Here is a 17,376-nt window from a genome sequence, read left to right as displayed (position 1 = left end):
TATGGATGAAACATTAAACTGGTTTACAAAACGAATGGAAGAGAGCGGCATTCCGCTTTCTCCCGTTCAGCTTGATCAATTTGAAATCTATTATCGTCTACTTGTTGAGTGGAATGAGAAAATGAATTTGACCGGCATTACAGAACGTGATGCTGTATACGAAAAGCATTTTTATGATTCCGTTTCTCTTTCTTTCTATACGAAAATGGACAGTGTGCGCAAGCTTGCAGATATTGGTTCAGGAGCAGGTTTTCCGAGTATACCTTTGAAGATTTGTTTTCCCCATTTGCAAATCATGATTGTTGATTCTTTAAATAAAAGAATTCAATTTCTAACGCATCTGAAGGAACAGCTTGGTTTGGACCAAGTTTTATGTCTGCATGGCCGGGCCGAGGATATTGCACAATTACCAGATCACCGTGATAAGTATGATTTAGTAACGGCAAGGGCAGTTGCGAGATTAAATGTTTTAAATGAATTTTGTTTGCCCTTCGTAAAAAAAGGTGGATTGTTTGCTGCAATGAAAGGATCGCAATCCGATGAAGAAGTTCGGGAGGCATCTTTAAGCCTGAGAGAGCTAAAAGGAAAAATCAAATCACAGCATCAGTTATCTCTACCAAACGAACAATCAGAGCGACATATTATTTTAATAGAGAAGCTAGATGCTACTCCGCGAAAATATCCTAGAAAAGCAGGCACTCCACTAAAGCAGCCACTTATGTAGCTGGCATCCAATGTTCCACGTGAAACATTTTGCAAATGGTTACTTGGGGAAAAGAACTTCCATTTTCTTATAACAATTATTTGTTCTAAAATGATGTCAAAGCAGGAGATCGTCCAGTGATAGTCGAATTATTATAGTAGATGAAGAGACTGGACGATACCGTTACATAGACGAAACCAATTACTGTCTTTATGAGACAAATAGTTGTTCGTACCACGGTCAAATATAAGCATCGTATCAAGCTTTACAGCCATACCTGATTATATTTTAACTAAAGCCTCTCCTATCATTTCCGAATGAATTTTGTTATGGATGTTCGCCGTGCAGTTGACGATTATTACCTGAGAGAGGTTCTAGTAACCGAAATAATCCAATTGGCAATGAACCAATCTTACTGCTGAAGCGTATTTATTGCAAAAACCTTGTAATTGCTTTTTAATAGAATAGAGGCGTCCAACTAGTTTGCTAGTGTGGATGCTTACATTTTGTATGAATCGCATGATTTCCATCACTAAGATGGAGAAAATGGTTTCATTTGAAGTGATTAATAACAAGGTTTATCTCATGATCGGGTGGTAATTATCGATATGAAAGAACAATTTTCTCGATTGTTCGGCCTGTCCGAGCAGCGCATACCGCAAGAAGAAGTTCGGCAAATACCGATTCAAGAAATCGACGCAAGCCCATTTCAGCCGCGGACGATTTTTGATGATGACCGAATTGAAGAATTATGTCAGACGATAAAAACGCACGGTGTTATTCAGCCAATCGTTGTTCGTATGCGTAATGGAAGATATGAAATTATAGCAGGGGAACGTCGTTGGCGTGCGGTCACCAAACTTGGTTATGATACCATTCCTGGAATTGTTCGCGAATTTAATGATTCACAAACGGCATCTATTGCTCTAATAGAGAATCTTCAAAGAGAAGGTTTATCGGCTATTGAGGAAGCGATTGCATATCAAAAATTAATCGAGCTTCATCAATTAACACAAGAAAGCTTGGCTCAGCGGCTTGGGAAAAGTCAATCGACTATTGCCAATAAATTGAGATTGTTAATGTTGAATGATACGATTAAGATGGCTTTAATGGAACGGAAGATTACGGAACGACATGCAAGGGCTTTATTGTCGCTAGATAATGAAGAATTGCAGCTTAAAGTTTTAGATGAAATTATTACTAAAGATTTAAATGTTAAACAAACCGAGGTTAGAATTGCTTTTCTGAAAGAATCAACAAAACTCAAGAAAGCGAAACGTGTTTCCTTTACAAAGGATGTACGTCTAGCGCTAAATACAATCAGACAATCGATTGAAATGGTTTCTGGTTCTGGTCTACAAATTAAGACGAATGAAAAGGATCATGAAGATCATTATGAAATTACGATCCAGATCCCTAAAAGATAAAATTCAAATCATAAAATAGAATAATTTAATGTTTATTTGTGCCGCCCTCACTGAGGGCGGCGATGCCATTTGTAGCTGATTTTATATTTTATGAGCTACAAATATTTGGTTCGTAATGAATGGCTAGTTTTAAGTTTCTAACATATTTTTTTTATTGGATCTCAAGTAGCACATAAAAGTTGTACACATAGAGGTGAGCCGGTTTTGTCGAAAATAATTGCAATAGCCAATCAGAAAGGCGGTGTCGGAAAAACGACAACGTCTGTCAATTTAGCTGCCTGTCTTGCATCACTTGGTAAAAAAGTGCTGCTAGTAGATATTGATCCACAAGGGAATACGACGAGTGGTCTCGGTATTAACAAAGGAGACGTAACGAACTGTATTTACGATGTCCTCATTAATGAAGTCCATCCAAAAGATGCAATGTGTGAGACAAGTGTCCCTGGCCTAAAAATCATTCCAGCAACCATACAACTTGCTGGTGCCGAGATTGAATTGGTGCCGACAATATCAAGAGAGCTGCGTTTGAAAAAGTCTTTGCACATGGTTAAGGATGATTTCGATTATGTACTTATTGATTGTCCTCCGTCACTTGGTATTCTAACGATAAACTCGTTAACTGCAGCAGATTCTGTTCTTATTCCTATTCAGTGTGAATATTATGCTCTTGAAGGTCTGAGTCAGCTACTCAATACCGTTCGACTCGTTCAAAAGCATTTGAATACATCGCTTCAAATTGAAGGTGTTCTTTTGACCATGCTTGATGCGAGAACTAATCTGGGAATTCAAGTTATTGAAGAGGTAAAAAAATATTTCCAACAAAAAGTATACCAAACCATTATTCCACGTAATGTTCGTTTAAGTGAAGCGCCATCACATGGACAAGCTATTATCACATACGACCCGCGTTCTAAAGGTGCAGAAGTTTATCTTGAACTCGCAAAGGAAGTGATTATGTATGAGCAAGCGGCTAGGTAGAGGGCTGGATGCGCTTATCCCATCGCTTTCTGTGAATGACGATGATAAAGTGATTGAAATTACATTATCCCAACTGAGACCTAATCCGTATCAACCGAGGAAAACATTCGATGAGGATTCCATTAAGGAATTAGCAGAATCCATTAAGCAGCATGGCATCATTCAACCTATTATCGTTCGTACTGTATTGAAAGGCTACGAAATAATAGCAGGTGAAAGACGTTTCCGTGCTTCGCAATATTGTGGGAATGCTACAATACCTGCTGTAGTAAGATCGTTTACTGATCAACAGGTAATGGAGATTGCTTTAATAGAAAATCTACAGCGTGAAGATTTAAATGCAATTGAAGTTGCAATAGCTTATCAAGCTCTCATAGACAAGTTCAAGCTTACACAAGAAGAACTATCCATGAAGGTCGGTAAGTCTCGATCACATATTGCGAACTTTGTGCGTTTGCTTTCATTGCCAACTGAAATAAAAGACAATGTTTCACGTGGAACAATTTCTATGGGTCATGCTAGAGCGTTGGTCGGTATTAAAGATGATAAAGTGCAGAAAGAATTAGCAGATCTTACCGTTTCTCAAGAGTGGAGTGTTCGTGAACTTGAAGAGGCGATTCAGAAGCTAGATTCGAAGCAACCGGAAGACACAACGAAGCCTAGTCAGAAAAAACGCGATCCGTATATTGACCATTTGGAGGAGTCACTGCGTGAACGATTTAAAACGACAGTGAAAATAAAACAGCAAAAAGATAAAGGGAAAATTGAGCTTCAATACTATAGTAAACAGGATTTGGAACGTTTGCTAGAATTGCTTCAATACATGGCATAGACTATACCAAACAATGGCATACCTTAGTTGTAATCTTGCTTTTGAAAGATTAAACTAAGGTATGCCATTGTTGTGAGCAGGTAGCTAGGAAAGGTGTGATATTCGTGAGTAATAATAACCAATCAGTTATATATTTGGATCATGCGGCAACCTCTTGGCCTAAGCCTCCTGCGGTAACAGAAGCAGTCGTTAATGCAATGTTAAACGACGCTGCTAATCCGGGTAGAGGCAGCCATGCTATGGCTGTGCGAGCAAGCCGTATACTATTTGAAACACGCAAACAATTGGCAAAGCTGTTTAACATAAAAAATCCAAATGATATTGCGTTCACCTCTAATACAACGATGTCATTAAACATGGCGATAAAAGGCTGGTTGAAGCCTGGAGATCATGTTATTGCAACCTCAGTTGAACACAACTCAGTAAGAAGACCGTTATATTTTCTAGAACAAACGATAGGTATCGAAGTGACATATGTAGATTCGGATGAACGTGGAAATATAAACATCGATGATGTTGCTTCTGCGATTCGCCCCAACACAACACTCGCTATTGTAAATCATAGTTCAAACCTTTTAGGAACAATTATGCCTGTTGCGGATATAGCTGAACTAACAAGAACGCATGGAATTAAATTGTTAGTCGATGCCGCGCAAAGTGCAGGTATTTTACCTATAGATGTAAGAACAATGGGCATTCATATGCTGGCTTTTCCGGGACATAAAGGATTGCTTGGTCCACAAGGCACAGGAGGGCTATACATCGATCCTGAGCTTGATTTGGTGCCTTTGTTGCATGGTGGGACGGGGAGTCAATCAGAGGCTGTAGAGCAGCCTCAAGTGAGACCGGATCGTTACGAGGCAGGCACGCAAAATACACCGGGCTTGGCGGGTCTCAAAGCCGGTGTTCAGTATGTTCTGAATGAGACGGTGCACAATATCCATACTAAGGAATGGATGCTTACTCAGAGACTTATTCATGATCTTGAACCAGTCAAAGGAGTCAAAATACTGGGCCCAGAACTTGGTGAGCAGAGAACAGGAATTGTGGCTTTTAATTTGGAAGGTGTTGATCCGTCTGAACTATCATTCATATTGGATCAGCATTACCGAATTGCTGTGCGAGCAGGATTTCATTGCACTCCACTCGCACATGCATGTGCAGGTACATTAGAAACAGGAGCAATACGAGCAAGTGTCGGTGTTTATACGACGAATGAAGAAATTGATGCGTTAACAGATGCAATAAAAGAGATTGCACAGCAATATGGGATTTAGCAATGAACTGGGGGCGGAGCAACTAAGATGGAAGATTGGACATCAAATCCGATGAATGCAGTTACGGTGGTCATAGCGCTATTTACCATCGTATTAATCATTTGGATAGGCGTACTAGGCAGGCGGCTGAAAAAGCTGAGAAAGCAATACACAGCAGTCATGGGGAACACAGGTGTGACGAACATAGAGGATGTCATCGTTGATTTGAAGCAAGAGCTTGCTGACCAGCAGCAGGCGAATACGCAGATGAAGGCACAAATAATTGAAATGCAATCTACTTTGACCAAGCAAAAAGGAAAAGTGGGCGTTATTCGCTACAATGCTTTTGCCGAACAGGGTAGTAATTTAAGCTTTTCAATCGCAATTATAAATGATGAGAAGGATGGAGCTGTATTCTCGGGTATTCACAATAGAGAAAACAGTTATATCTATGCGAAGCCGCTTGAAAAAGGCCAATCAGATTATCCATTAACTCCAGAAGAACTTAAAGCTATTTTAGAAGCAAAATAGCAGGGTTAATCGCTTTAAATGTTATCTGAAGCAGCAGTTTGATCGAGAGCGCTGGTTATGTGATGGGCATTGTTTGCAATAGCAGTAAATAAACTGAGCGAGATAATGTCGGCCATTTTCATGACGAGATGCAGACGAGTGTTTTGCAACACAAAATACTCCATAAAACCGCCTACATTAACGATACCTGTAATATGAATGTCGCCAACGGGAGGAAGATCCTTGTTGACACCAGCACCAGGACGTACGGGGCCTACACCAACTTGAATGCTGCCTACGCTGGATACTTGACCAAGGCATGCATCAATACCGATAACAAATGGCTTGTGGAACCGCCGATTGATCTCAATAAGGGTATCATCTAAATTCATAGCATGAACCGGATTCTCCAGTGTGCCGAATAGTGAAAAATGAGGACTGCGGTATTTCGATAATGAGGTTCCAATCAGCGGTCCTAAAGAGTCTCCCGTTGAACGGTCCGTGCCTACGCAGACGACTACGATGGGACGGGTAGCAGCCATTTCTTCGAGCATAGCTGTAAGGCGATTAACTAGCATGCCAATAACGTTTGCGGTGGTGTAGGGTACCTTCAAAGGCGTCTCTTTAATAAATGAAAGCTTCATAGAATCCCTCCGATTATACCGATATGCTACTAGTATATGGATAGGACAACCATTTTATACGTCAGATAGTTTTGATATTTTGTTTGCCAAGTAAGTTTGTCATGATAATTTGATGGGGGTCTTGCTTGTGTTAATTGCCTTCGATTCAACTCAGCAAGCATTGCGTGCAGAAATGCTGCTCGAATACGCAGAAATTGAAATTGACATATGTCCCACGCCGAAGGAAATTACAGCCGGCTGCGCATTATCTATTCATTTTCCAGAAGAAGACTTGTTAATGGTAAAGGAAGTTATTGTGCAGGAAAACGTGGAGGTCAGAGGTATATTTAAGCCAATTGATGCCGGTTACGAGCAAATAGACATGTAACTACAGTAAAGTTTGATAAAGGAGGAATTACAATGTCAATCAGAGGACGATATGATGAATTTGTTGATTGGTTGACAAATAATGAATTATGGCAGGCATTTGGGAGTTCTGCACTGCGAATAATCATGTTCTTATTTATTGGGCGATTTATTTTATGGGTTATACATAAAACCATTGACCGAATTATTTTAGAGCGTGAGAACAAGATGTTGATCAACCATACAAGACGAATGACAACGGTAGGCAAGCTAATGAAAAATGTAGCCTCCTATGTCGTTTATTTTATTACCATTATGCTCATATTGTCCGAGTTCGGGATTAATTTAGGGCCATTGCTCGCAGGAGCAGGCGTACTTGGACTTGCTGTCGGGTTTGGCGCTCAAAGCTTGGTAAAGGATATCATAACGGGATTTTTCATTGTGCTAGAGGATCAATTCGCTGTCGGTGATGTGATCCAGACTGGACAATTTAAAGGGACTGTGGAAGTTATCGGCTTAAGGACGACTCGTATCCAGAGCTGGACCGGAGAAGTCCATATTGTCCCCAATGGTATGATTAATGAGGTAACGAATTTCTCGATAAATAATAGCATTGCTGTAGTCGACATTTCTATTGCATTTGAGGAAGAAGTAAATCGGGCTCTTGAGGTCATTCGTCATACAATGATCACGATGCAAGATGAGAATTTAATTAATGCACCGGAAGTGCTTGGCATACAGGCCATTGCTCCGACAGGGGTAACACTTCGAGTGATTGCTGAGTGTCGACCGAATACGCATCCGATCGTATCTCGTAAATTAAATATGGAACTTAAGAAGGCATTAGATGCAAGTGGTATCGAAATTCCATATCCTCGAATGGTCACTTATCATCGCAATGGAAAGGGAGGCGAAAAAGATGGAGCGTAAGCAATTTGAGCTAGGTGATGTTGTTCAAATGAAAAAACAGCATCCATGCGGCTCTAATGAAATGGAAGTCATTCGAATGGGGATGGACATTCGAATTAAATGCGTTGGTTGTAAGCACAGCGTTCTAATACCAAGAGCAAAATTCGAGAAGAACATGAAAAAGGTGCTGCGCTCTAAGGCCTCTGAAGAAGGCTTAACTTAAGCTGCGATTAAGTAATTTTTAGGAAATACTTGCGCGTTGACAAGCTCTATGATACAATAATTTTTACATGCGGAGAGGTACCCAAGAGGCCCAAGGGGGCTGACTCGAAATCAGCTAGGCGGGTCAAACCGTGCGTGGGTTCGAATCCCACCTTCTCCGCCATTATATTAAACATTCAACGGTTCCTTCAGAGGAACCGTTTTTTTGTATCTATTAATGGATTTGGAAATATAAAAGGAACAGAAAGCAAAGAAAAGAGAGCTCTTGCGAGCTCTCTTCCTGACGGTGATTAATGGCTGAGTCGATCAATTCTCACTACAAGCTTTTGAAACTTCATTCGTCAATCGGAACAAATCAGCAATTGCTTCATTAAATCCTTTTGAGCACAATCATACGCGGGCCGTTTGAACGGTAAACGTATCAATGCTCGAATGCGCGTGTGTTACAGACAAGTGTCTTTGGCACAACCCTCCGCTTCTCTACTGAGTGGACGAAATCCTCACGCAATGAGAGCTAATCCGTTTTTGGACGGGTATAGTCTCTGCGTTTGCCGAAATGGTTCAATGGAACCACACCTCTCTTACACCGTCAAAAATTAGAATGGCCAAAGTGAAACATAATTATTCAAAACAAGAAAAAAGATTAATGACCCATTCGTTTCCATTTACGTTCGTGATTAGTTGTGTCAGGGAAACGTTGTCCCTTGCTAAGCTTGACCTTCTTCGGATTATTGATACCCATATGAAATGAGTTTACACCGTCCTCGATGTATGTGCCATCATTCGGAGCTTTGTCGCCCGGCGAAAACATTGTACCTTCACCCATTATGATCAACCTCCAGCTTTTAATTAGAGCGGATAGAGGAGTACACTTGATCTATCCCTTCATGTTGTAGTATTTGCAGGCAGTGGAATTTGCATGAGTAGCAGATAACGGCTATAAAATGGATCGATAACCACTATTTGCTCCCAATGCTTCATCAACGGTTATTTTCGCTTGTCATGGGCGATCAGATTTGATATAGTATAGAGATGCGAGCAGAAGCTCGTTCCTTGCTCCATTTATGGGGCCGTTAGTCCAAGAGGAGGTGAAACAATATGCGCAAATATGAAGTAATGTACATCGTACGTCCAGACGTTGAGCAAGAAGCCTTGCAAGCGATCGTTGACAAATTCCATGGCATTATCTCCAATGGCGGAGAAGTCACAAAGCAAGATGTGAGCGGAAAACGTCGTCTTGCGTATGAAATCAACAAGCTTCGTGATGGTTATTTTGTACTCGTTCATTTCAACGCAACAACTGAAGTTGTGAATGAACTTGACCGTATCATGAAGATTACGGATGAAGTTATCCGTTCGTTGATCGTCAGAGACGCCGCTTAATCCACGCTGGATTGTTCGATTGGGAGGTCAGAAACGATGTTGAATCGTGTTATACTAATTGGTAGATTGACGAGAGACCCAGAGCTTCGCTATACACCTGCAGGTGTCGCAGTTACACAATTTACGTTAGCGGTAGATCGTCCGTTTACAAGCGGTGGTCAAGGTGAGCGTGAAGCGGATTTTATTCCGGTTGTAACATGGCGTCAACTGGCCGAGACTTGCGCCAACTATTTGCGCAAAGGCCGCTTAACAGCGGTTGAAGGTCGCATTCAAGTTCGGAATTACGAGAACAACGAAGGCAAACGCGTCTACGTGACGGAAGTTATCGCTGATAACGTTCGGTTCTTGGAATCCAACAAAGATGGCGGTGGATCGCGTGAAGAGGGTGGAAGCAGCTACAGCGGCGGTACAAGCACCGGTGGAAGTAATTTCGGCGGCAATGCGTCCCAAAGCAGCGGTAACCGTCCATCTGGTAATAACTCACGTAACGACAGCCGTGATCCGTTTCAGGATGACGGACGCCCGATTGATATATCAGAGGATGATTTGCCATTTTGATAATGGTGTAGCTCAGGCTGCACATGTCAATGGAGCAGTTGCACAGCCTTTATTGAGATATAAAGCTGTTGTGTAATTGTAATATTTTCAACGATAAGGAGGATACCTATCATGGCTTTCAAGCAAAGAGATAACGGTGGCGACGAGCGTCCAGAACGTAAGTTCAGCGGACGTAAAGGCGGACGCAACAAACGCCGTAAAGTTTGTTTCTTCACTGTAAACAAAATTTCTAAAATTGACTATAAAGATGTTGATTTGTTGAAAAAGTTTATTAGCGAGCGCGGCAAAATCTTGCCACGTCGTGTGACTGGAACAAGCGCGAAATACCAACGCTTGCTTACAATCGCAATTAAACGTTCACGTCAAATCGCATTGCTTCCTTACACGACTGAATAGGTCGCTGCTTGGAATCAGAAAGTCTACTGAGATTTCTCAGTAGGCTTTTTTTGTGTTCCAAATTGAATGATTCGCATATATTCACGGGGCAAATAAGGTGAAAAGGGTTCCAATTGATGGATGGAATCATGTGCTGAATATATTTTATAGTGCTGCAAGGATGCAGGATTCAGCTGTTTGCTCCGTTGCTCGTCCATTTGATTATCCAAATGCCATGCGCCAACTAAAATCAGAACAAAAATGAATGAGCTGATCGCTATTTTTGTATTCAGCATGATGATCACTCCTTTAGTAAGAGTAATCCCCATTTCATCCATTTTCATTCTCCCAGCCATACCATTCATCAATTTGTTTTGACAATATTAGACTTGAACGATATACTAAGGCGTAGTCAAAACACAACTAAATGAACTTTTTTTATCGGAGGAGCCTGCCAACAGCGGGCTCTTTTTGCGTTTTTTTAAGGTTCCGGCAGAAATGGAAGTACTTTTATAGAAATATGGAAAAGATAAGGAAGTCATTTGTAGAGGAAGGGGAGAGTATCTTTGCTGTCTATCGTCATCATTTTACCATTTATAATGGCTGCTATTAGTCCTTTACTGCGAAAGCTGCTGCGCGAGGTTCATACAGGGTGGATTATTCTTCCTTTGCCTATTCTGCTGTTTAGTTATTTTTTATGGCAAATAGCAGCGATTCAAAGTGGAAAGAGTCTATCAGCAACCATCCCATGGATTCCTTCATTAGGAGTCAATTTCACCGTTTATTTGGACGGTTTGGGTTTATTATTTGCCTTATTAATTACGGGAATTGGTTCGTTAGTCGTCCTTTATTCGATTTACTATTTGGATAAAAATAAGGAAGCTATATCGTCCTTTTATGTTTATTTGCTTCTATTTATGGGAGCTATGCTGGGGGTTGTGCTATCAGATAACCTTATTGTGCTGTATGGTTTCTGGGAGCTAACTAGCATCTCCTCATTCTTACTGATCGCTTTCTGGAATCATAGAGAGAAATCAAGATATGGCGCATTAAAATCAATGCTCATTACTGTATTTGGCGGGCTTGCCATGCTGGCTGGATTTGTACTGCTGTACGTGATGTCAGGCACCTTTAGTATTCGTGAGATTATCGGCAGTATGGATACTCTGAACAGCCATACATTGTTTTTACCAGCGATGTTATTGATTCTTGTTGGTGCGTTTACGAAATCTGCTCAGTTTCCGTTTCATATTTGGTTGCCAGATGCGATGGAGGCTCCGACCCCAGTTAGTGCGTATCTCCATTCAGCCACGATGGTTAAAGCAGGTTTATATTTAGTCGCAAGGTTTAGTCCAATCTTCTCTGGAGAGTCGGCATGGTTCTGGCTCGTTTCCTTCTTTGGTCTTGTGACAATGATTTACGGCTCTTTCCGAGCCATGAAGCAGACAGATTTAAAATCATTACTCGCGTTCTCAACGATTAGCCAGCTCGGCCTTCTTATGAGTTTATTCGGCCTTGGTTCGGCGGCTGCCTTCTACACAGGAAGTACGGATTCACTCTTTTATGCAAAAGCAACAATGGCGGCGATTTTTCACTTGATTAATCATGCCGTGTTTAAAGGTGCTTTGTTCATGGTAGCCGGGATCGTTGACCATGAAACAGGGACGAGGGACATTCGCAAGCTAGGCGGTCTTATGGCTTTAATGCCGATAACCTTCTCTATCGCACTCATTGGAACCTTTTCGATGGCCGGCTTGCCGCCATTTAATGGTTTTTTGAGCAAAGAAATGTTTTTTACAGCGGTGCTCAATATTAAGCAGCTGGATATTTTCAATGTATCATTTTTGCTAGCCATCATTCCCGTTATGGCATGGATTGCTAGTATATTTACATTTGTATACAGCATGATTCTGCTATTTAGAACATTTACGGGACCAGCACAATTTGAAAAATTGGCCAAGAAGCCGCATGAAGCGCCAATAGGAATGCTTATTTCCCCGGTAATTCTTGCTTCTTTAGTTATTGTAATCGGCTTTTTTCCAAATCTGATTGCGTACTCATTGATTGAACCGGCCATGGCCGCCATTCATCCGAATTTGCTGCTGCCCGGGGAGCATTTCCTAGTGTCTATTCCATTCTGGCATGGCTGGACAACTGAAATATTTATGACGATGGGGGTTATTTTAGCGGGGACCCTATTATTCAAGTTTCATCAACGAATCAAATGGGTCAATCAACCGCTTTTCGATCACATATCATTGAACCAAATGTATGATGGGGGACTTCGTGCTTTGGATAGAGGCTCCAATCGTTTGACTAACCGTTATATGACTGGCTCCATTCGCCACTATTTGATGTACATCTTTGTATTTCTAATAGCATCTCTCGGTTTAACGATGATCCAAGAGAAGGTGAATGTGTTTCAGTACTCGGATTTTGCTCCTATCTCCATATACGAAGCAGTTATTATTATCGTCTTAGTCATATCGGTTATTGCTATACCGTTCACCAAGTCGAGAATGATGGCTATTATTCTAACTGGTGCTGCGGGATATATGGTTACTTTATTTTTTGTCATCTTCCAAGCCCCTGATTTGGCTTTAACACAGATGATTGTAGAGACGGTATCGGTGACGCTGTTTCTCCTTTGTTTTTATCATTTGCCGAAGTTAAGCAAGGAAATAGCAGCCCTTCGGTTTAGACTATCTAACTTTGTTATTGCACTTAGTGTGGGTATTATGATGACCTTAATTGCGCTTGGTGCAAGCGGGAGTCGTTCATTTGATTCCATATCAGACTTTTTCTTAAAAGAGAGCTATGAATTAGCCGGTGGAAAAAATGTAGTTAACGTCATTCTCGTTGATTTCCGCGGCTTCGATACGATGCTTGAAATAGTCGTCCTTGCCATAGCATCATTTGGTATTTATGCGATGATCAAGTTGAAGCTGGATACAGAGGATGAAGGCGTGCTGCTTCCTAAGCAAAGCAATAGAGGGAAGCTGGCGTTTTCAGTTATAAGAAGCAACGATGTGATTCTTAAGACGATAGCGAAAGTCGTTATCTTCATTATACTGACGTTTTCCCTGTACTTGATGTTTGCAGGACATAACCACCCAGGCGGAGGATTTATCGGCGCACTAATGGCGTCGGCTGCATTTATTTTGCTTACGATGGCCTTTGGATTGCAGACGATGCGTGAAGTTATTCGTATCGATTTCCGAGTATTAACAGCGATTGGGCTTACGATAGCCATATTGACGGGAATAGGTTCTTTCTTATTTGATGCACCTTTTCTCAGTCATGCCTTTGGTCACTTCGAGCTGCCGCTGCTTGGCGACACGGAGCTTGCTACGGCAATGCTATTTGATTTAGGGGTATATTTGACCGTTATAGGCGTGACGATGACCATCATTTTAACGATAGGGAGGGATAAGTAGCTATGGAATTATATATGTCGCTCGCAATCGGTGTCATTTTTACAGTCGGGGTGTATCTGATCTTATCTAAAAGCCTGCTGCGTATCATTTTGGGAACCTCTATTCTTACGCATGGTGTTCATTTGCTGCTGCTTACGATGTCCAAACTGAAAACAGGAGCTGCGCCGCTGCTTGGTGAAAAGGCGGAAACATATGTCGATCCGCTGCCGCAGGCTCTGATTCTAACCTCTATCGTAATCAGCTTTGGCGTGACCTCTTTTTTCTTTGTACTCGCTTATAAGGCTTACCAGAAGCTGGGTACTGATGATATGGAGCAGCTCAGGGGGAATGATGATGAATAATCTGCTTGTATTCCCGCTTCTTATCCCTTTGTGCACGGCAGTCATCCTTTTGTTTTTTAAAAATAATGCGGCCCTGCAGCGCTGGATCAGCGTGATTGGTATGCTGTTCAATATGGCTGCAGCTATAGTCCTTCTCTATCAGGTGAAAACAGATGGCATTCAAACACTGCATATGGGAGGCTGGCTTCCGCCATACGGCATTGTATTCGTAGGGGATATGCTTGCCGCGTTGCTTGTTCTGGCGACAACTATTGTAGGCACCTGCTGCTTGTTCTTTGCATTTGGTACGATCGGCAAGGAGAGAGAAAGATATTATTTTTATCCGTTTTATCAGTTTCTGCTAGTCGGTGTGAGCGGATCTTTTCTAACAGGGGATTTATTTAATTTATTTGTTTGCTTCGAGGTTATGCTCATTTCATCCTACGCGCTTATTGTGCTTGGAGGAACGAAGAAGCAGCTTCGGGAAACGTTGAAATATATATTAATTAATATTTTATCCTCAACGTTATTTGTAGCAGCTGTCGCGTATTTGTACGGTGTTGTTGGCACATTGAATATGGCGGACCTGTCACAACGCATTGCTGAGGTGGGTCAGACTGGCGTATTGAACGTGATTGCGATATTGTTCATGATCGTGTTTTCGCTAAAAGCGGGACTGTTCTTATTTTTCTGGCTGCCAGGCTCCTATAGTGCGCCACCAGTAGCGGTATCCGCATTGTTTGGTGCATTGCTCACTAAAGTAGGTTTGTATGCACTTATACGGACATTTACGCTTATCTTTTACCATGAACCCGTCATTACGCATAATTGGATGGCTTGGATGGCCGCCGCAACAATGGTTTTAGGTGCTTTCGGAGCAGCTGCTTATTCCGATATTAATCGTATTTTGAACTATAATGTCATCATTAGCGTTGGCTTTCTTGCATTTGGTTTAGCGGTGAGCTCGAAGGATGCATTAGACGGAGTCGTCTTCTATTTGCTGCATGATATGATTGCGAAGGCACTCCTCTTTATAGTCGGAGGGATGCTGATGTATGTAGCAGGAACAGGTCGTTTAAAGGAAATGGGAGGGCTAATCAAGCGTTATCCGCTTATGGGCTGGATGTTTTTTATCGCCGCATTAGCCATTGCAGGAATTCCTCCGCTTAGTGGATTTACAGGAAAACTGCTTATCATTATGGGTGGTTTTCAAGAAAAATATTTCTGGCTTACAGCCGTGTCGCTTGCCTCAAGCTTCATCGTGCTCTACTCTTTGATCAAAATATTTATGGCTGCATTCTGGGGAGCAGAAATGAAAAACGCTGATTCGTTGCCTGTGATGAATAAAGGATTTACCGTTTCCGCAGCGAGTTTATGCTTGATTGTGGTTGTAATGGGCATCGGTTCGGAGTGGGTGTATCAATTCGTTTCTGAAGCAGGGCATACGCTTGTCAATCCGGCGCAGTATATCGATGCCGTATTAAAGGAGTAGATGAGATGGCTTTGCAAATCTTATTAAACTTAATCATTTCTTTTGTATGGATGTTTCTTCATAATGATTGGTCAGCTCCTCGGTTCATCGTTGGCTATATTATCGGTATTATATTTATAGGTCTGCTCAGCCGTTTTTGGCCGCATGACTTCTATATGAAGAAAATATGGGCGATTATTAAGCTGCTCGTTTTGTTCATCAAAGAACTATTTATTTCAAGCTTTGTTGTGATTGGATTAATCGTTCGTCCTAAGCTTGCCATACGTCCGGGTATTTTCGCCTTGCAAACCGAGCTCAAGTCAGACTGGGAAATAACAGTACTTTCTTGCCTCATCTGTTTAACACCTGGGACGCTGACACTCGACGTATCCAATGATGGACGAACATTATATATTCATGCGATGGATATGGACGATGCGGAGCTGCTTTCGCAGCAGATCAAGGACTCTTTTGAAAAAGCGATTATGGAGGTGACCCGGTAATGCTGTCGACTTTGCTTGTTGCATCATTAGTTATACTATCGCTAGCTATTTTGGGTTGTATGTACCGGCTGCTTAAAGGTCCTTCGATAACAGACCGGATTGCTGCCCTGGATACGATCGGCGTTATTTTATTATCGATGATCGCGGTCATTTGCATGCTGCTAAAAACACAAAATTATTTCGATATTATATTATTGATCGGGATATTGACCTTTATTGGCACAACAGCTTTTGCAAGATATATTGAAAGAGGTGTTGTCTTTGAACATGGAGATGATAAGTAAGGCAGGGGAGCTAATTATAGGGCTAATGGTTTTGTTTGGCGCTTTAATTGGCGCTTTAAGTGCCTTTGGATTAATTCGGCTTCCCGATGTTTATTTAAGATCACATGCAGCAACCAAAAGCGCAACGCTTGGGGTGTTATTCATACTGGTGGCCGCCTTCCTATATTTTATGATTTACTTGGAGCATACGAGTGCAAAGCTGCTGTTAGGTATAGTGTTTGTATTCATAACGGGACCGGTTGCCGGGCATTTGAATGGAAGAGCGGCATATCGCTCAGGAGTGCCATTATGGAATAAAAGCATACAGGATGATTTGAAGGATGTGTCCAAAAAAGAACAAGCATAATAAAAGAGCAGTATCCAAGAAGAGGATACTGCTCTTTTACTTTTCCGTCAAAGCTGCTACAGCATCCAGAGGACGCTGAAGGCATTTTTGCTTGAAGTGAGCGATCATGGCTGGCTTTAGCGTCGCCGTGAAATTCTGCTTTTGCCGGCCTTGACGGATGGTTTGGACGTTCGTGGTTTGGTAAATACTTTGCTTGAGCTGCTCTTTTGCTTATTGTCTTTCACAATCTTGCCTTTCGTAGCGGGCTTAGTCGTGATGGTGTTCGAGCTTGCTTTGGTCGATGAGGAGGATACACTCGCATCTTTGGAGCGTCTCATTACCGAACCGGTACGATTAACCGTAACGGGTGGTGCAAGCTTCTTATCATCGATGGTAGGTATGCGGTAAGTCGTCTTAGGCTTGTACGTATCCTTCGACGAGTAACCTCGGTATTTGCCGCTGCCATATTTGCCCTTGTCGAACAGATCATCTAGTACACTGGCAATTAAGTAGGCTTGGAGAAAGCTTGAGCTATAATTCTGGCGTACATATTCCGTTGAGTTAATTTCAATCAGCGTATCTTCTGGTGCATCAGGGGCTTGCTGCAAATCAATGACTTCATCAGAATATACGAGAAACATTCGCTCTGTACTTACTTCGCTCTGCTGCTTCGGTTTACGTTGCTCGTTAAAATCCGAAGCGACGTCAGGAACAGAGCGATTTTCGGCACGATATACGTAGGAGGTTTGATTGCCAGAACCATTGACTGATTCTAATGGATACTGCTCCTTAACTTTATCCGAAACGGCACATGCTGTGAGAAGAGGGATGATAAAGCTAAGTAGAAGCAGGTATTTCAAAGATTGATGCCACCATTTGTTCATCGTTATCCTC

22 protein-coding genes and 1 tRNA gene are annotated in these 17,376 nt (G+C 41.8%); 19 read left to right on the top strand and 4 right to left on the bottom strand.

All coding sequences use genetic code 11. From position 1 onward, the window contains the following. Position 1: 1 nt before the first annotated feature. The 6 genes from rsmG to AC787_RS16410 all read left to right on the top strand — a co-directional run bounded on the left by rsmG (position 2) and on the right by AC787_RS16410 (position 5,727). Complete coding sequence (gene rsmG / locus AC787_RS16435) at positions 2 to 724, top strand: 16S rRNA (guanine(527)-N(7))-methyltransferase RsmG (RefSeq protein ID WP_054025768.1); 723 nt, start codon at positions 2 to 4, stop codon at positions 722 to 724. Positions 725 to 1,311: 587 nt separating this feature from the next. After that, positions 1,312 to 2,130 carry a nucleoid occlusion protein gene (gene noc / locus AC787_RS16430; RefSeq protein WP_054025767.1) on the top strand — a complete coding sequence of 273 codons (819 nt, stop codon included), beginning with the start codon at positions 1,312 to 1,314 and terminating at the stop codon, positions 2,128 to 2,130. Between the two features lie 204 nt (positions 2,131 to 2,334). After that, entirely contained in the window at positions 2,335 to 3,108 is a 774-nt protein-coding gene (locus AC787_RS16425; protein WP_054025766.1) for a ParA family protein, read from the top strand. Beyond that, positions 3,089 to 3,940, top strand: a complete 852-nt coding sequence (locus AC787_RS16420) for a ParB/RepB/Spo0J family partition protein (protein WP_054025765.1) — start codon at positions 3,089 to 3,091, stop codon at positions 3,938 to 3,940. The genes AC787_RS16425 and AC787_RS16420 overlap by 20 nt, the downstream gene beginning before the upstream one ends. A 104-nt stretch (positions 3,941 to 4,044) precedes the next feature. After that, positions 4,045 to 5,217, top strand: coding sequence for an aminotransferase class V-fold PLP-dependent enzyme (locus AC787_RS16415; protein WP_200930716.1), 1,173 nt, complete (start codon positions 4,045 to 4,047; stop codon positions 5,215 to 5,217). 27 nt (positions 5,218 to 5,244) lie between these two features. Further along, positions 5,245 to 5,727 carry a DUF4446 family protein gene (locus tag AC787_RS16410; RefSeq protein ID WP_054025764.1) on the top strand — a complete coding sequence of 161 codons (483 nt, stop codon included), beginning with the start codon at positions 5,245 to 5,247 and terminating at the stop codon, positions 5,725 to 5,727. Positions 5,728 to 5,741: 14 nt separating this feature from the next. On the opposite strand, the gene yyaC is transcribed toward AC787_RS16410, so the two are convergent. After that, on the bottom strand, positions 5,742 to 6,350 hold the full coding sequence (yyaC, locus tag AC787_RS16405; RefSeq protein ID WP_054025763.1) for a spore protease YyaC: 609 nt from the start codon (positions 6,348 to 6,350) through the stop codon (positions 5,742 to 5,744). Between the two features lie 127 nt (positions 6,351 to 6,477). On the opposite strand from yyaC, the gene AC787_RS16400 reads away from it, so the two are divergent. From AC787_RS16400 to AC787_RS16385, 4 genes are all read left to right on the top strand, one after another. Continuing rightward, on the top strand, positions 6,478 to 6,717 hold the full coding sequence (locus AC787_RS16400) for a DUF3343 domain-containing protein (protein ID WP_414730953.1): 240 nt from the start codon (positions 6,478 to 6,480) through the stop codon (positions 6,715 to 6,717). 32 nt (positions 6,718 to 6,749) lie between these two features. Continuing rightward, the gene (locus tag AC787_RS16395; RefSeq protein ID WP_054025761.1) at positions 6,750 to 7,625 is read left to right on the top strand and encodes a mechanosensitive ion channel family protein; all 876 of its coding nucleotides are present in this window, start codon (positions 6,750 to 6,752) and stop codon (positions 7,623 to 7,625) included. Further along, complete coding sequence (locus tag AC787_RS16390; RefSeq protein ID WP_054025760.1) at positions 7,615 to 7,827, top strand: DUF951 domain-containing protein; 213 nt, start codon at positions 7,615 to 7,617, stop codon at positions 7,825 to 7,827. The genes AC787_RS16395 and AC787_RS16390 overlap by 11 nt, the downstream gene beginning before the upstream one ends. A 71-nt stretch (positions 7,828 to 7,898) precedes the next feature. Then, positions 7,899 to 7,989: transfer RNA gene (locus AC787_RS16385), tRNA-Ser, on the top strand. Positions 7,990 to 8,469: 480 nt separating this feature from the next. On the opposite strand, the gene AC787_RS16380 is transcribed toward AC787_RS16385, so the two are convergent. Next, complete coding sequence (locus tag AC787_RS16380) at positions 8,470 to 8,652, bottom strand: YjzC family protein (RefSeq protein WP_054025759.1); 183 nt, start codon at positions 8,650 to 8,652, stop codon at positions 8,470 to 8,472. A 272-nt stretch (positions 8,653 to 8,924) separates the two neighbouring features. Here AC787_RS16380 and rpsF point away from each other — a divergent pair, with 272 nt between their 5' ends. The 3 genes from rpsF (at position 8,925) to rpsR (ending at position 10,163) form a co-directional block, all read left to right on the top strand. After that, positions 8,925 to 9,209, top strand: a complete 285-nt coding sequence (rpsF, locus tag AC787_RS16375) for a 30S ribosomal protein S6 (protein ID WP_054025758.1) — start codon at positions 8,925 to 8,927, stop codon at positions 9,207 to 9,209. Between the two features lie 36 nt (positions 9,210 to 9,245). Continuing rightward, positions 9,246 to 9,767: a single-stranded DNA-binding protein gene (gene ssb, locus AC787_RS16370; RefSeq protein ID WP_054025757.1), complete on the top strand. Its 522-nt coding sequence runs from the start codon at positions 9,246 to 9,248 to the stop codon at positions 9,765 to 9,767. Between the two features lie 111 nt (positions 9,768 to 9,878). After that, positions 9,879 to 10,163: a 30S ribosomal protein S18 gene (gene rpsR, locus AC787_RS16365; RefSeq protein ID WP_054025756.1), complete on the top strand. Its 285-nt coding sequence runs from the start codon at positions 9,879 to 9,881 to the stop codon at positions 10,161 to 10,163. Between the two features lie 23 nt (positions 10,164 to 10,186). Here the strand turns inward: rpsR and AC787_RS16360 are convergent, their stop codons facing one another. After that, positions 10,187 to 10,438: a hypothetical protein gene (locus AC787_RS16360; protein ID WP_152970646.1), complete on the bottom strand. Its 252-nt coding sequence runs from the start codon at positions 10,436 to 10,438 to the stop codon at positions 10,187 to 10,189. Between the two features lie 270 nt (positions 10,439 to 10,708). Between AC787_RS16360 and AC787_RS16355 the strand changes: the two genes are divergently transcribed. The 6 genes from AC787_RS16355 to mnhG are packed head-to-tail and all read left to right on the top strand — an operon-like array spanning position 10,709 to position 16,503. Beyond that, positions 10,709 to 13,579 carry a Na+/H+ antiporter subunit A gene (locus tag AC787_RS16355; protein WP_268760173.1) on the top strand — a complete coding sequence of 957 codons (2,871 nt, stop codon included), beginning with the start codon at positions 10,709 to 10,711 and terminating at the stop codon, positions 13,577 to 13,579. A 2-nt stretch (positions 13,580 to 13,581) separates the two neighbouring features. Further along, positions 13,582 to 13,920, top strand: a complete 339-nt coding sequence (locus tag AC787_RS16350) for a Na(+)/H(+) antiporter subunit C (RefSeq protein WP_054025754.1) — start codon at positions 13,582 to 13,584, stop codon at positions 13,918 to 13,920. Beyond that, positions 13,913 to 15,391 (top strand): Na+/H+ antiporter subunit D, encoded by a 1,479-nt coding sequence (locus AC787_RS16345; RefSeq protein ID WP_054025753.1) that lies wholly within the window; start codon positions 13,913 to 13,915, stop codon positions 15,389 to 15,391. The genes AC787_RS16350 and AC787_RS16345 overlap by 8 nt, the downstream gene beginning before the upstream one ends. 5 nt (positions 15,392 to 15,396) lie before the next feature. Next, positions 15,397 to 15,873 carry a Na+/H+ antiporter subunit E gene (locus tag AC787_RS16340; protein ID WP_054025752.1) on the top strand — a complete coding sequence of 159 codons (477 nt, stop codon included), beginning with the start codon at positions 15,397 to 15,399 and terminating at the stop codon, positions 15,871 to 15,873. Next, positions 15,873 to 16,157: a Na(+)/H(+) antiporter subunit F1 gene (locus AC787_RS16335; RefSeq protein ID WP_054025751.1), complete on the top strand. Its 285-nt coding sequence runs from the start codon at positions 15,873 to 15,875 to the stop codon at positions 16,155 to 16,157. Before AC787_RS16340 ends, AC787_RS16335 begins: the two co-directional genes overlap by 1 nt. Then, complete coding sequence (gene mnhG, locus AC787_RS16330) at positions 16,141 to 16,503, top strand: monovalent cation/H(+) antiporter subunit G (RefSeq protein WP_054027103.1); 363 nt, start codon at positions 16,141 to 16,143, stop codon at positions 16,501 to 16,503. The genes AC787_RS16335 and mnhG overlap by 17 nt, the downstream gene beginning before the upstream one ends. A 116-nt stretch (positions 16,504 to 16,619) precedes the next feature. Here the strand turns inward: mnhG and AC787_RS16325 are convergent, their stop codons facing one another. Next, a complete protein-coding gene (locus AC787_RS16325; RefSeq protein WP_054025750.1) occupies positions 16,620 to 17,366 on the bottom strand; it encodes a DUF4247 domain-containing protein in 747 nt (248 codons plus the stop codon). Between the last annotated feature and the right edge of the window lie 10 nt (positions 17,367 to 17,376).

The sequence above is a fragment of the Bacillus sp. FJAT-28004 genome (assembly GCF_001280845.1).
Taxonomy (GTDB): Bacteria; Bacillota; Bacilli; order Paenibacillales; family Paenibacillaceae; genus Pristimantibacillus.
The sequence above is the reverse complement of the archived record's forward strand: the minus strand, read 5'-3'. Positions and strand labels throughout refer to the sequence as shown.

Bases quoted from the DNA above. Each gene is read 5' to 3' on its own strand.
- mnhG (WP_054027103.1), top strand. From the start codon at position 16,141: ATGGAGATGATAAGTAAGGCAGGGGAGCTAATTATAGGGCTAATGGTT.
- AC787_RS16340 (WP_054025752.1), top strand. From the start codon at position 15,397: ATGGCTTTGCAAATCTTATTAAACTTAATCATTTCTTTTGTATGGATG.
- AC787_RS16390 (WP_054025760.1), top strand. From the start codon at position 7,615: ATGGAGCGTAAGCAATTTGAGCTAGGTGATGTTGTTCAAATGAAAAAA.
- AC787_RS16380 (WP_054025759.1), bottom strand. From the start codon at position 8,652: ATGGGTGAAGGTACAATGTTTTCGCCGGGCGACAAAGCTCCGAATGAT.
- AC787_RS16395 (WP_054025761.1), top strand. From the start codon at position 6,750: ATGTCAATCAGAGGACGATATGATGAATTTGTTGATTGGTTGACAAAT.
- rsmG (WP_054025768.1), top strand. From the start codon at position 2: ATGGATGAAACATTAAACTGGTTTACAAAACGAATGGAAGAGAGCGGC.
- noc (WP_054025767.1), top strand. From the start codon at position 1,312: ATGAAAGAACAATTTTCTCGATTGTTCGGCCTGTCCGAGCAGCGCATA.
- AC787_RS16410 (WP_054025764.1), top strand. From the start codon at position 5,245: ATGGAAGATTGGACATCAAATCCGATGAATGCAGTTACGGTGGTCATA.
- ssb (WP_054025757.1), top strand. From the start codon at position 9,246: ATGTTGAATCGTGTTATACTAATTGGTAGATTGACGAGAGACCCAGAG.
- AC787_RS16420 (WP_054025765.1), top strand. From the start codon at position 3,089: ATGAGCAAGCGGCTAGGTAGAGGGCTGGATGCGCTTATCCCATCGCTT.
- rpsR (WP_054025756.1), top strand. From the start codon at position 9,879: ATGGCTTTCAAGCAAAGAGATAACGGTGGCGACGAGCGTCCAGAACGT.
- AC787_RS16335 (WP_054025751.1), top strand. From the start codon at position 15,873: ATGCTGTCGACTTTGCTTGTTGCATCATTAGTTATACTATCGCTAGCT.
- yyaC (WP_054025763.1), bottom strand. From the start codon at position 6,350: ATGAAGCTTTCATTTATTAAAGAGACGCCTTTGAAGGTACCCTACACC.
- rpsF (WP_054025758.1), top strand. From the start codon at position 8,925: ATGCGCAAATATGAAGTAATGTACATCGTACGTCCAGACGTTGAGCAA.
- AC787_RS16360 (WP_152970646.1), bottom strand. From the start codon at position 10,438: ATGCTGAATACAAAAATAGCGATCAGCTCATTCATTTTTGTTCTGATT.
- AC787_RS16345 (WP_054025753.1), top strand. From the start codon at position 13,913: ATGAATAATCTGCTTGTATTCCCGCTTCTTATCCCTTTGTGCACGGCA.
- AC787_RS16350 (WP_054025754.1), top strand. From the start codon at position 13,582: ATGGAATTATATATGTCGCTCGCAATCGGTGTCATTTTTACAGTCGGG.
- AC787_RS16325 (WP_054025750.1), bottom strand. From the start codon at position 17,366: ATGAACAAATGGTGGCATCAATCTTTGAAATACCTGCTTCTACTTAGC.